Source organism: Pseudomonas sp. 8O (assembly GCF_902506495.1).
In the GTDB taxonomy this organism is placed as follows: Bacteria; Pseudomonadota; Gammaproteobacteria; order Pseudomonadales; family Pseudomonadaceae; genus Aquipseudomonas; species Aquipseudomonas chaetocerotis.
The window spans coordinates 952458-965309 of sequence record NZ_LR733265.1 but is presented as its reverse complement, the minus strand read 5'-3'; the positions used below and the strand labels follow the sequence as shown (position 1 = coordinate 965309).

Sequence of the window (12852 nt, the reverse complement as noted above, 5' to 3'; positions counted from 1 at the left end):
CATGGCTGAGCGGTGCGCACGGCGCACCCTACGTGGGATCAGTTGTGGGCGTGCAGGGCTTCGTTCAGCTCAATAGCCGACTTGTGGGTCTTGCACTCCACGGCGCCGGTCAGCGAGTTGCGACGGAACAGCAGATCCGGCTGACCCGCCAGGTCGCGCGCCTTGACCACCTTGACCAGGGCGTTGCCTTCGTCGAGCAGGTTCACCTTGGTGCCGGCGGTGATGTAGAGGCCGGCTTCGACGGTGTTGCGGTCGCCCAGCGGGATGCCGATACCGGCGTTGGCACCGATCAGGCAGCCTTCGCCGACGCTGATGATGATGTTGCCGCCGCCGGACAGAGTGCCCATGGTCGAGCAGCCGCCGCCCAGGTCCGAACCCTTGCCGACGAATACGCCAGCGGAAACGCGGCCTTCGATCATGCCCGGGCCTTCGGTGCCGCCGTTGAAGTTGACGAAACCTTCGTGCATCACGGTGGTGCCTTCACCGATATAGGCACCCAGGCGCACGCGGGCGCTGTCGGCGATACGCACGCCGGCCGGCACCACGTAGTCGGTCATTTTCGGGAACTTGTCCACCGAGAACACTTCCAGCAGCTCGCCCTTCAGGCGGGCTTCCAGCTGGCGCTCGGCCAGCTCAGCGAGGTCGACGGCGCCCTGGCTGGTCCAGGCGACGTTGGGCAGCAGCGGGAAGATGCCGGCCAGGCTCAGACCGTGCGGCTTGACCAGGCGATGCGACAGCAGGTGCAGCTTGAGGTAGGCCTCCGGGGTGCTGGTCAGCGCGGCATCTTCAGCCAGGAAGGTGGCGACCAGCGGGTTGTGGCTTTCGGCCAGGCGGGTCAGCAGCGCCGCTTGAGCAGCGTCCACGCCTTTCAGCGCTTCGGCCAGGTCAGCGGCCTGTGTGCTGGTGAAGGCGATGGCCTGGTTGCCGCCCTGGTAGCCGAGCTTCTCGGCGGCCTTGGCCACCAGCTCGCTGGCCGGGTTGAGCAGCGGCTGGGCGTAGAAGACTTCCAGCCAGTTGCCCTGGCGGTTCTGGGTGCCAACACCAAAGGCGATGCTGTAAAGGGAGGTGCTCATTAGATGGGGTTCCTTGCAACGAAATCGGGTGAGAGTGATCAGGCCAGCGCGGCTTGGTAGTTATCCGGCTTGAAGCCGACCAGGGTCTTGTCGCCCAGATCGAGTACCGGGCGCTTGATCATCGAGGGTTGGGCCAGCATCAGTTCGATGGCCTTGGCCTGGTCGAGATCGGCTTTTTGCGCGTCTTCCAGCTTGCGGAAGGTGGTACCGGCACGGTTCAGGACGGTCTGCCAGCCATGCTCGTTGCACCACTCTTCCAGGTTTGCACGGTCGATTCCGACGCTCTTGTAGTCGTGAAAGGCATAGTCGACCTGGTGTTCATCGAGCCAGGTTCTGGCCTTTTTCATGGTGTCGCAGGCCTTGATGCCATACAGGACGTAACTCATTGATCTTCCTCTGATGAGTGGCGTGCCGGAAGGTCCGGAAAATACGGCGGGCCATTATGCCACGTCGCGTCCTGACGTGGCGGCGGCAGTCGCTGCGATGTGTTACAGGGCCGGCACTCGCCAGCTAGCGGCGATAACAGATACGCGTAGCCCGGATGCAATCCGGGGATAGCCGGCATACGGCTTCCCGGATTGCATCCGGGCTACGGGGTCGAAAGCTCGCGGCTAAAGCCTCTCCTGCAAGCCAAGTAGCTGTGGGAGGGGCTTTAGCCGCGACAGTTGAAGTGGCTCAGGCGTTGCGAATGAAGCGGGCGATGCGCTCGGCGGCCTCGATGCACTCGGCCAGTGGCGCCACCAGCGCCATGCGCACGCGGCCGGCGCCCGGGTTGACGCCGTTCACTTCACGCGACAGGTACGAGCCAGGCACCACAGTGACGTGCTCGGTGGCGAACAGGTCGCGGGTGAACAAGGTGTCGTCACCCGGTGTGCGTGCCCACAGGTAGAAGCCGCCATCGGGGCGCTGCACGTCCATCACCGGGGCCAGGATGTCCAGCACGGCAGCGAACTTCTCGCGGTACAGGTCGCGGTTGCTGCGTACATGCGCTTCGTCATTCCAGGCGGCAACGCTGGCCAACTGGGTTTGTACCGGCATGGCGCAGCCGTGGTAGGTGCGGTACAGCAGAAAGTGCTTGAGGATGCTGGCGTCGCCGGCGACGAAGCCCGAGCGCAGACCCGGCAGGTTGGAGCGCTTGGACAGGCTATGGAACACCACGCAACGGGCGAAATCGCTACGGCCCAGTTCGGCGCAGGCGCTGAGCAGGCCGGGCGGTGGTGCGTCCTCATCGAAATACAGTTCGCTGTAGCACTCGTCGGCGGCGATGACGAAGTCATGCTCGTCGGCCAGGGCGATCAGCTTCTTCAGCGTCTGCACCGGGATCAGTGCGCCGGTGGGGTTGCCTGGCGAGCAGAGGAACAGAATCTGACAGCGCTTCCAGATCTCGGCCGGCACGGCATCGAAGTCCGGATTGAAGCCATGGGCTTCCAGACACGGCAGGTAGTGCGGCTCGGCGCCGGCGAGGAACGCTGCGCCTTCGTAGATCTGATAGAAGGGGTTGGGGCTGACCACCAGGCCCTTGGCGTTGCGGTCGACCACCGCCTGGGTGAAGGCGAACAGGGCTTCGCGCGTGCCATTGACCGGCAGCACATGGCGCGCGGCATCCAGCCAGCCAGTCGGCACGCCAAAGCGGCGTTCGCACCAGTTGGCGATGCTCTGGCGCAGCTCCGGCAAGCCCAGGGTGGTCGGGTAGACGGCGAGCTTGTCGAGATTGGCGGTCAGCGCCTGGCCGACGAACTCGGGCGAGCGATGCTTGGGTTCACCGATGGACAGGGCAATCGGGCGCTTGTCGGCGGCCGGCTGCACGCTGCCGAGCAGTTCGCGCAGTTTCTCGAAAGGGTAGGGCTGGAGCTGGTCGAGGGCTGGATTCATCGTTATCTCGCGTACTTCGGAAAACGGGGCGGCGCAATCATATGTTGATCTGCAGGGTTTGCGGCTGAGCGCTGGGCTCGGACAGGCGGCGGACGATGGTTTCCTGCAGGCGCGCGCAGAGTTCGGGGTCGGACAGTGGCTGGTTGTTGGCGTCGGTGACGAAGAATACGTCCTCGACGCGCTCGCCGAGGGTGGCGATCTTGGCGTTCTGCAGCGACAGGTCGTATTCGAGGAAGATTCGCCCGATCCGCGCCAGCAGGCCGGGCCGATCCGGTGCGGTCAGTTCGAGGATGGTCACCGGGCGCTGCGCGTCGTTGTGGATGGTCACCTGCGGCGCGAAGGCGAAGTGCTTGAGCTGGCGCGGTACACGGCGCTGGATGATGGTCGGGTAGTCGTCCGGGTTCTTCAGCGCTTCGATCAGGCCTTCGCGAATCTGCTGGATGCGTGCCGGGTTGTTGCCGATCGAGCCGCCGTCGGCATCCAGTACCACGTAGGTATCGAGGGTGAACTGGCTGGTGGAGGTGATGATCCGCGCGTCGTGAATGTTCAGGTTGAGCTGGCTCATCGCGGCCACGGTCACGGCGAAGAAGTCGTGCTGGTCCGGTGCGTAGATGAAGATCTGCGTGCCGCCCTCGAACTCGCGCTGGGTGGTTTCCTTCATCAGCACCAGCGGGCCGCCATCGTTGGGGTGCTGAAGAATGGCATCGGTATGCCAGGCCACGTCGGTGGCGGTGTGGCGAAGGAAGTAGTCGTCGCCGAGCTGGCTCCACAGTTGTTCGGCATCGTCCGGGTCGGTGCCGCCACGTACCAGGGTGTCCAGGGCCGCGCTCTGGGTCTGGCGAATCTGCTCTTCACGATCCAGCGGGTTTTCCAGGCCACGGCGCAGGGCGCGCTTGGTCTCGGTGTAGAGCTGGCGCAGCAGGCTGGCGCGCCAGGAGTTCCAAAGGCTGGGGTTGGTGGCGTTGATGTCGGCCACAGTCAGCACGTAGAGGTAGTCCAGGTGGGTCTGGTCGCCAACGAACTGGGCGAAATCGTGAATCACCTGTGGGTCGGAAAGGTCCTTGCGCTGGGCGGTGGTGGACATCACCAGGTGGTGTTGCACCAGCCAGACGATCAGTGCGCTGTCCCAGGCTGGCAGGTGATGACGGCGGGCGAAGGCTTCGGCGTCCACCGCGCCCAGTTCCGAGTGATCACCACCGCGGCCCTTGCCGATGTCGTGATACAGGCCGGCGAGGTAGATCAGCTCCGATTTGGGCAGTCTTTCGATCAGCTTGCTGGCCAGCGGGAATTTCTCCGCCAGCTCCGGCCAGCGGAACTTGCGCAGGTGCTTGATCAGGTTGAGCGTGTGCGCGTCGACCGTGTAGATGTGGAACAGGTCGTGCTGCATTTGCCCGACGATATGGCCGAACTCCGGCAGGTAACGGCCGAGAATGCCGTAGCGGTTCATCCGGCGCAGGTTGCGGTGAATGCCTTCCTTGCACTTGAACAGTTCGATGAACAGGCTGGTGTTGCGGATGTCCTTGCGGAACTCGTCATCGATCAGGTGGCGGCTGTCGCGCAACAGGCGGATGCTGTCGGCGCGTACACCTTTGATTTCCGGGTGCTGCGCCATCAGCACGAAAATCTCGATGATGGCGAAGGGCGTGCGCTTGAATACGTTCGGGTGGGTGACTTCGATGTAGCCGTCGCGCACCTGGAAACGGCTGTTCAGCGGCGTGGCCTGGCCGCTTTCGCCGGCGCGCAGGATGACTTCCTCGAAGTGCTGGTTGATCAGGTCCGACAGCTCGGAAATCCCCATCACCACGCGGTAGTACTTCTGCATGAAGTGTTCGATGCTGCGTTTGCCTTCGCCGTCCTGATAGCCGAACAGGGCGGCGATCTTCACCTGGTAATCGAACAGCAGGCGGTCCTCGGCGCGCCCGGCCAGCATGTGCAGGGCGTAGCGCACTTTCCACAGAAACTCCTGGCTGGAGGAGAGCAGGGCGTATTCGCTTTCCAGCAGGAAGCCGTGGCTGACCAGGGCCTGCAGATTGAGCGTGCCGAACTGTCGGCGCGCCACCCAGAGCACGGTCTGGATATCGCGCAGGCCGCCAGGTGAGCCCTTGACGTTGGGTTCGAGGTTGTACTCGGTGTCGTTGTACTTGCCGTGTCGCGCCTTGCGTTCCTCGCGCTTGGCCAGATAGAAGTGCTTGCTCGGCCACATGGCGTCGGTGCTGGTCACCTGCTGCATGCGCTGGCGCAGGTGCTCCGGGCCGGCGATGGTGCGGCTTTCCATCAGGTTGGTGATCACCGTCAGGTCGGCGCGCGCCTCTTCGGCGCATTCGTCGACCGAGCGCACGCTCTGGCCGACTTCCAGGCCTATGTCCCAGAGCAGGGTGAGAAAGCCTTCGATGGGCTCGCGAAAGATTTCGTGATCACTGCTGTCGAGCAGGATCAGCAGGTCGATATCGGAATAGGGATGCAGCTCACCGCGGCCGTAGCCGCCAACGGCGAGCAGGGCGATGTCGGCATCTTCACTCCAGGTGAAGCGTTTCCAGGCTTCCTGCAGGATCTGATCGACGAACCAGGCGCGGTCTTCGACCAGGCGGCGAATGTCGCGACCGGCTCGAAAGCGCGCATCCAGCACGTCATGCGCGCCGCGGATGGCCTTCTTGAATGCAGCGATGGGGCTGGATTTCAGGGCCAGCTCGGCCTGGAACTGACCACGGTCAAACAGTTCGGGGTCCATCTGCGGCATGCAGTTGCCTTCCTTATATAAGGTGGGGTGCGCTGTGCGCACCACAAGCTTCAATGGTGCGCACGGCGCACCCTACGGATCGCGGTCAGGCCGAGGTGCGCGGCAGGGTGTCATCGCTGCGCAGGGTCAGGATCTCATAGCCGTCAGCGGTGACCAGCACGGTGTGCTCCCATTGCGCCGACAGCTTGCGGTCCTTGGTGATGGCGGTCCAGCCGTCGCCGAGCAGGCGGGTTTCCGGGCGACCCTGGTTGATCATCGGCTCGATGGTGAAGGTCATGCCTTCCTTGAGCTCCATACCGGTGCCGGCCTTGCCGTAGTGCAACACCTGCGGCTCTTCATGGAATACCGCGCCGATGCCATGGCCGCAGTATTCGCGGACCACGGAGAAACCGTTCTTTTCCGCGTGCTTCTGGATGACTTCGCCGATATCGCCCAGGCGGGTGCCGGGTTTGACCAGCTCGATGCCTTTATACATGCATTCCTGGGTGACCTTGGCCAGGCGCTCGGCCCACTCGGCAACCTTGCCGACCATGAACATCTTGCTGGTATCGCCGTGGTAGCCGTCCTTGATCACGGTGACGTCGATGTTCAGCACGTCGCCGTCTTTCAGCGGCTTGTCATTGGGGATGCCGTGGCACACCACATGGTTGATCGAGGTGCAGATCGACTTGGGGAAGCCCTTGTAATTGAGCGGTGCGGGAATGGCCTGCTGCACGTTGACGATATAGTCGTGGCAGATGCGGTCGATTTCCTCGGTGGTGACGCCTGGCTTGACGTGTTCACCGATCATCTCCAGCACTTCGGCGGCCAGACGGCCGGCCACGCGCATTTTCTCGATTTCTTCGGCGGATTTGATGGTGACGGTCATATGAAGCTCTCGGGCACGAACGGAAAGGGCGATATATTAGCAGCTTCACCGTGCCAGCCCCAAAGGCGCTGCAACCGCTGCGAGGCGTTACTGCGTTGTTTGCCAGCTTTTGTAGCTTGAGCCGGCTTTGTGTGGTATAAAACGCGCCGCTTTACGGGCACTAAGCCCGAAAGCTCAAACCCACACACGTATCGACACGGTTTCCTGGGTGCCTTTCGACAAGTTCGAGGGTTGGAAGCTGGGATACGTGGAGGCCTAACCCGACTTATCAAGGAACTACCATGTCCCAAGTCAACATGCGCGATATGCTGAAGGCCGGTGTGCACTTCGGCCACCAGACCCGTTACTGGAACCCGAAAATGGGCAAGTACATTTTCGGCGCGCGTAACAAGATTCACATCATCAACCTCGAAAAAACCCTGCCGATGTTCAACGAAGCCCAGGCTTTCGTTGAGAAGCTGGCTGCTGGCAAGAACAAGATCCTGTTCGTCGGCACCAAGCGTTCCGCTGGCAAGATCGTTCGCGAAGAAGCTGCTCGTTGCGGCTCGCCGTTCGTCGATCACCGCTGGTTGGGCGGCATGCTGACCAACTACAAGACCATCCGCGCCTCGATCAAGCGTCTGCGTGAGCTGGAAGTTCAGTCCCAGGACGGTACTTTCGCCAAGCTGACCAAGAAAGAAGCCCTGATGCGTACCCGTGATCTGGAAAAACTGGATCGCAGCCTGGGTGGTATCAAGGACATGGGCGGTCTGCCGGACGCTCTGTTCGTGATCGACGTTGACCACGAGCGCATTGCTATCACCGAAGCCAACAAGCTGGGCATCCCGGTTATCGGCATCGTCGATACCAACAGCAGCCCGGAAGGCGTTGACTACATCATCCCGGGTAACGACGACGCCATCCGCGCCATCCAGCTGTACATGGGTGCCATGGCCGACGCCGTGATCCGTGGTCGCAGCAATGCTGGCGGCGGCACTGAAGAGTTCGTCGAAGAAGCCGCGGCTGCCGAGAGCGCCGAAGGCTAAGCGGTAACGCAAAGCATCTAGCGTTACGCGCTGTGCAAGAAGGGGGCTAAGCCCCCTTTTTGCCACTCACAGATTTGATCGCCCGCCATGCGGGTGAATGGTTGAAGACCTACCGAGAGGATTTTCAAGATGGCAGAGATTACTGCAGCCCTGGTTAAAGAACTGCGCGAGCGTACTGGCGAAGGCATGATGGATTGCAAAAAGGCCTTGACCAAGGCTGGCGGCGACATCGAAAAAGCCATCGATGACATGCGCGCCTCCGGCGCCATCAAGGCCGCCAAAAAGGCTGGCAACGTTGCAGCTGAAGGCGCTATTGCCGTCAAGGCCGACGGTCAGGCCGCGGTCCTTATCGAAGTCAACTCGCAGACCGACTTCCTGGCTCTGCAGGACGACTTCAAGAACTTCGTCACCAGCAGTGTGGACAAGGCATTCGCCGACAAGCTGACCGACGTCGCTCCGCTGATCGAGGCTCAGGAAGCCGAGCGTACCGCTCTGGTTGCCAAAGTAGGCGAAAACGTCAACATCCGTCGCCTTGTGCGCGTTGAGGGTGACGTTGTCGGTTCCTACCTGCACGGCAACAAGATTGGTGTTGCCGTTGTCCTGAAAGGCGGCGACGTCGAGCTGGCCAAAGACATCGCGATGCACGTTGCTGCAAGCAACCCGGAGTTCCTGTTGCCCAGCGACGTTTCGGCTGAAGCAATCGAGCGCGAGAAGGCTGTCTTCCTGCAATTGAACGAAGAGAAGCTCAAGGGCAAGCCTGCCGATATCGCCGAGAAGATGGTTGCCGGCCGTATCTCCAAGTTCCTGGCAGAAGCCAGCCTGGTTGAGCAGGCGTTCGTCAAGAACCCTGAGATCAAGGTCGGTGAGCTGGCCAAGAAAGCCGGCGCAGAAATCGTTTCCTTCACTTACTTCAAAGTAGGCGAAGGCATCGAGAAGCCGGTCGACAACTTTGCTGAAGAAGTTGCTGCCCAGCTGGCCGCCAGCAAGCAGTAATCGGTTTTTCGGCATGTGCCCCAAAGAGGCTGCCCGTTTACGCGGGCGGCCTCTTTGCCGAATAAGGGGTGACGAATAAAGTATCGGTCGTTTCAACGAACGGCCGTTGGCGCTGTCGAAGTGCCGGATAACTGCAGCCCTCAGAGGCGCTGCTGACGAATTTCATATCGCCGCAGGAGAGACTTGCAATGGCTCAGCAGACAACTGGTCGCCAACCTCGCTACAAACGCATTCTGCTCAAACTTAGCGGCGAAGCCCTGATGGGCTCGGAAGATTTCGGCATCGATCCCAAGGTGCTCGATCGCATGGCGCTGGAAGTCGGCCAACTGGTCGGTATCGGCGTGCAGGTTGGCCTGGTGATCGGTGGTGGCAACCTGTTCCGTGGCGCGGCGCTGTCCGCTGCCGGCATGGATCGCGTCACCGGCGACCACATGGGCATGCTGGCCACCGTGATGAACGCGCTGGCCATGCGTGATGCGCTGGAGCGCTCAAACATCCCGGCCATCGTCATGTCGGCGATCTCCATGGTCGGCGTGACCGATCACTATGACCGCCGCAAGGCCATGCGCCACCTGAAGACCGGTGAGGTGGTGATTTTCGCTGCTGGCACCGGCAACCCCTTCTTTACCACCGATTCGGCTGCCTGCCTGCGCGCCATCGAAATCGATGCGGACGTGGTACTGAAGGCGACCAAGGTCGATGGCGTGTACACTGCCGACCCGTTCAAGGACCCGCATGCCGAGAAGTTCGAGCGCCTGACCTATGACGAGGTGCTCGATCGCAAGCTGGGCGTGATGGATCTGACCGCCATCTGCCTGTGCCGCGATCACAACATGCCGCTGCGGGTTTTCAACATGAACAAGCCCGGCGCACTGCTTAACGTTGTAGTGGGTGGCGCCGAAGGAACTCTGATCGAGGAGGATGCACAATGATCAACGACATCAAGAAAGACGCTCAGGAACGCATGAGCAAGTCCCTGGAATCGCTGGGTCGTAACCTGGCCTCCATTCGAACCGGTCGTGCCCATCCGAGCATTCTCGACAGCATCAAGGTGCCGGCCTGGGGTAGCGACATGCCGCTCAATCAGGTGGCAGCGATCACCGTTGAGGATGCGCGCACCCTGAAGATCGTTGCGCATGACAAGACCCTCGGTGCAGCCATCGAGAAGGCCATCATGACCTCCGATCTGGGTCTGAATCCGAGCAGCGCCGGTACCACCATTCGCGTGCCGATGCCTGCGCTGACCGAGGAAACCCGAAAGGGCTATACCAAGCAGGCGCGTGGCGTCGCCGAAGATGCCAAGGTCGCTGTGCGCAACGTGCGTCGTGATGCCCTGGCCGAACTGAAGAAACTGTCCAAAGCCAAGGAAATCAGCGAGGACGAAGAGCGTCGCGCCGCTGACGAGCTGCAGAAGATCACCGACAAGTTCATCGGTGATGTCGACAAGGCGCTCGAGGTCAAAGAAGCGGACCTGATGGCCGTTTGACGGCTGGGCGCCCATACATGGACAAGAACAAGCAGGGGGCGGTGCCGCGGCATGTCGCCATCATCATGGATGGCAACAATCGTTGGGCGAAGAAGCGCCTGTTGCCGGGTGTGGCTGGGCACAAGGCCGGGGTCGATGCGGTTCGCGCAGTGATCGAGGTGTGTGCCGAGTCGGGCGTCGAGGTACTGACCCTGTTCGCCTTCTCCAGCGAGAACTGGCAGCGTCCGGCCGACGAGGTCGGTGCGCTGATGGAGTTGTTCCTGGGGGCGCTGCGTCGTGAGGCCAAGCGCCTGCTGGATAACGACATCAGCCTGCGCATCATTGGTGATCGCTCGCGTTTTCATCCCGAGTTGCAGGCTGCCATGCGCGAAGCCGAGCTGCTGACGGCTGGCAATCGTCGTTTCACCCTGCAGATCGCGGCCAACTACGGCGGTCAGTGGGATATCGCCCAGGCCGCTCAGCGCCTGGCGCGTGAAGTGCAGGCAGGTCATTTGCAGCCCGAGGACATCACCCCGCAGTTGCTCCAGGGCTGTCTGGCTACCGGTGACCTGCCTCTGCCCGACCTGTGCATCCGTACGGGCGGCGAGCGCCGCATCAGTAACTTCCTTCTGTGGCAGTTGGCTTACAGCGAGCTGTACTTCTCCGACCTTTATTGGCCGGACTTCAAGCACGAAGCCATGCGCAAGGCGCTGGCCGATTTCGCTACCCGCCAGCGTCGCTTCGGCAAGACCAGCGAGCAGGTGGAAGCTGAGGCGCGCTCTTAATGTTGAAACAACGAATCATCACGGCGCTGGTGCTGTTGCCCATCGCCCTGGGCGGTTTTTTTCTGCTTGACGGCGGTGCCTTCGCCCTGTTCATCGGTGCGGTGGTCACGCTGGGGGCCTGGGAATGGGCGCGCCTGGCGGGGTTCGAGGCGCAGCCCAAACGCGTAGCCTATGCCGCAGTGGTGGCCGTGTTGCTCGGTGCACTTTACCTGGTTCCGGTGTTCGCGCCAGTGCTGTTGGCGGTGGCTGTGCTGTGGTGGTTGGCAGCGACCTTCCTGGTGCTGACCTACCCCGATAGCAGTCGTTACTGGGGTGGTGTGCCGGGGCGTTTGCTGATCGGCTTGCTGATCCTGCTGCCGGCCTGGCAGGGGCTGGTCCTGCTCAAGCAGTGGCCGCAGGCTAATGCGCTGATCATCGCGGTGATGGTGCTGGTCTGGGGGGCGGACATCGGCGCCTATTTCTCCGGCAAGACCTTCGGCAAGCGCAAGCTGGCGCCCAAGGTCAGCCCGGGCAAGAGCTGGGAAGGGCTCTATGGTGGTCTGGCTGCCAGTCTGCTGATCACGCTTGTGGTCGGTCTGCAGCAGGGCTGGTCTGCTGGTGGGCTGCTGCTGGCTCTGGCAGGTGCTGCTGTGGTGGTGCTGATTTCCGTGGTTGGCGATCTGACCGAGAGCATGTTCAAGCGTCAGTCCGGGATCAAGGACAGCAGCAATCTGCTGCCGGGGCATGGTGGAGTGCTGGATCGTATCGACAGTCTGACGGCGGCCATTCCGCTGTTCGCTGCATTGCTCTGGCTGGCAGGCTGGGGTTCGCTGTGAGCGCAGTGCAGCAGGTCACCGTGCTGGGGGCGACCGGGTCCATCGGCCTCAGCACGCTGGATGTGATTGCGCGCCATCCCGGGCGCTACAGCGTTTTCGCGCTGACGGGCTTTTCGCGCCTGGCAGAGCTGCAGGTGCTGTGCGTGCAGCATCGGCCGCGTTACGCGGTGGTGCCTGATGACATTTCAGCGCTCGAGTTGCAGAACAATCTGCGTGCTGCCGGGCTGGCGACCGAGGTACTGGTCGGCGAAGCAGGGCTGTGCGCGGTATCTGCCGATGCCGCCGTCGATTGCGTGATGGCAGCCATCGTTGGCGCTGCAGGCCTCAAGCCAACGCTGGCGGCGGTGCAGGCCGGCAAGAAAGTGCTGCTGGCGAACAAGGAAGCGCTGGTGATGTCCGGCGCCTTGTTCATGCAGGCGGTCAAGCAGAGTGGGGCGGTGCTGTTGCCTATCGACAGTGAACACAACGCCATTTTCCAGTGCCTGCCCGGTGACTATTCGCGAGGGCTTCCGGCTGTCGGTGTGCGTCGCGTACTGCTGACGGCTTCTGGTGGACCTTTTCGTGAAACGCCGTTGGCCGATCTGGAGTGCGTCACTCCAGAGCAGGCCTGTGCGCATCCGAACTGGTCGATGGGGCGCAAGATATCGGTCGATTCGGCCAGCATGATGAACAAGGGGCTCGAGTCGATCGAGGCCTGCTGGTTGTTCGATGCCCGCCCCGAGCAGATCGAAGTGGTCATCCATCGGCAGAGCGTGATTCACTCGCTCGTCGATTATATCGACGGGTCGGTGCTGGCCCAGTTGGGTAATCCGGATATGCGCACGCCCATCGCTCATGCGTTGGCCTGGCCGGAGCGCATCGACTCGGGCGTGTCGCCTCTGGATCTGTTTGCCGTCGGCCGTCTGGATTTCGAGCGCCCCGATGAGCAGCGCTTCCCCTGTCTGCGCCTGGCGCGGGAGGCGGCGCAGGCCGGTGGCAGTGCGCCGGCGATGCTCAACGCCGTCAATGAGGTTGCGGTCGAGGCTTTCCTGCAGCGGCGCATCCGTTTCGTGGATATCGCGCGTATGATTGAGTCCGTGTTGAACGCCCAGCCTGTGCAGGCTGTCGAAGCGCTCGATGCGGTATTCGAGGCCGATGCCCGTGCGCGTGAACTGGCTGGGCAGTGGCTAGCTGGTCGTTGATGACGCCCGTATCGGCCTGGCCGGAACTTGAGCGGCTC

General features: G+C 62.2%; 12 protein-coding genes. 7 read left to right on the top strand and 5 right to left on the bottom strand.

Features of this window, described 5'->3' with window-relative positions:
- Positions 1-38 precede the first annotated feature (38 nt).
- The 5 genes from dapD to map form a co-directional block, all read right to left on the bottom strand.
- Positions 39-1073 carry a 2,3,4,5-tetrahydropyridine-2,6-dicarboxylate N-succinyltransferase gene (dapD, locus tag GV002_RS17935; protein WP_160019651.1) on the bottom strand — a complete coding sequence of 345 codons (1035 nt, stop codon included), beginning with the start codon at positions 1071-1073 and terminating at the stop codon, positions 39-41.
- A 38-nt stretch (positions 1074-1111) separates the two neighbouring features.
- On the bottom strand, positions 1112-1459 hold the full coding sequence (locus GV002_RS17930; RefSeq protein WP_160019650.1) for an ArsC family reductase: 348 nt from the start codon (positions 1457-1459) through the stop codon (positions 1112-1114).
- Between the two features lie 289 nt (positions 1460-1748).
- A complete protein-coding gene (gene dapC, locus GV002_RS17925) occupies positions 1749-2945 on the bottom strand; it encodes a succinyldiaminopimelate transaminase (RefSeq protein WP_160019649.1) in 1197 nt (398 codons plus the stop codon).
- Between the two features lie 37 nt (positions 2946-2982).
- Positions 2983-5682, bottom strand: a complete 2700-nt coding sequence (locus tag GV002_RS17920) for a [protein-PII] uridylyltransferase (protein WP_160019648.1) — start codon at positions 5680-5682, stop codon at positions 2983-2985.
- An 85-nt stretch (positions 5683-5767) separates the two neighbouring features.
- Positions 5768-6550 carry a type I methionyl aminopeptidase gene (map, locus tag GV002_RS17915; protein WP_045735080.1) on the bottom strand — a complete coding sequence of 261 codons (783 nt, stop codon included), beginning with the start codon at positions 6548-6550 and terminating at the stop codon, positions 5768-5770.
- 281 nt (positions 6551-6831) lie between these two features.
- Between map and rpsB the strand changes: the two genes are divergently transcribed.
- The 7 genes from rpsB (at position 6832) to ispC (ending at position 12814) form a co-directional block, all read left to right on the top strand.
- Complete coding sequence (gene rpsB / locus GV002_RS17910) at positions 6832-7575, top strand: 30S ribosomal protein S2 (protein ID WP_017674791.1); 744 nt, start codon at positions 6832-6834, stop codon at positions 7573-7575.
- A gap of 129 nt (positions 7576-7704) precedes the next feature.
- A complete protein-coding gene (gene tsf, locus GV002_RS17905) occupies positions 7705-8568 on the top strand; it encodes a translation elongation factor Ts (RefSeq protein WP_160019647.1) in 864 nt (287 codons plus the stop codon).
- 188 nt (positions 8569-8756) lie between these two features.
- Positions 8757-9500, top strand: coding sequence for a UMP kinase (pyrH, locus tag GV002_RS17900; protein ID WP_004424012.1), 744 nt, complete (start codon positions 8757-8759; stop codon positions 9498-9500).
- Positions 9497-10054 (top strand): ribosome recycling factor, encoded by a 558-nt coding sequence (gene frr / locus GV002_RS17895; RefSeq protein WP_160019646.1) that lies wholly within the window; start codon positions 9497-9499, stop codon positions 10052-10054. The genes pyrH and frr overlap by 4 nt, the downstream gene beginning before the upstream one ends.
- A gap of 17 nt (positions 10055-10071) precedes the next feature.
- On the top strand, positions 10072-10818 hold the full coding sequence (uppS, locus tag GV002_RS17890) for a polyprenyl diphosphate synthase (protein ID WP_160019645.1): 747 nt from the start codon (positions 10072-10074) through the stop codon (positions 10816-10818).
- Positions 10818-11633, top strand: coding sequence for a phosphatidate cytidylyltransferase (locus tag GV002_RS17885; protein WP_160019644.1), 816 nt, complete (start codon positions 10818-10820; stop codon positions 11631-11633). The genes uppS and GV002_RS17885 overlap by 1 nt, the downstream gene beginning before the upstream one ends.
- Positions 11630-12814, top strand: a complete 1185-nt coding sequence (gene ispC / locus GV002_RS17880; RefSeq protein WP_160019643.1) for a 1-deoxy-D-xylulose-5-phosphate reductoisomerase — start codon at positions 11630-11632, stop codon at positions 12812-12814. Before GV002_RS17885 ends, ispC begins: the two co-directional genes overlap by 4 nt.
- Positions 12815-12852 lie beyond the last annotated feature (38 nt).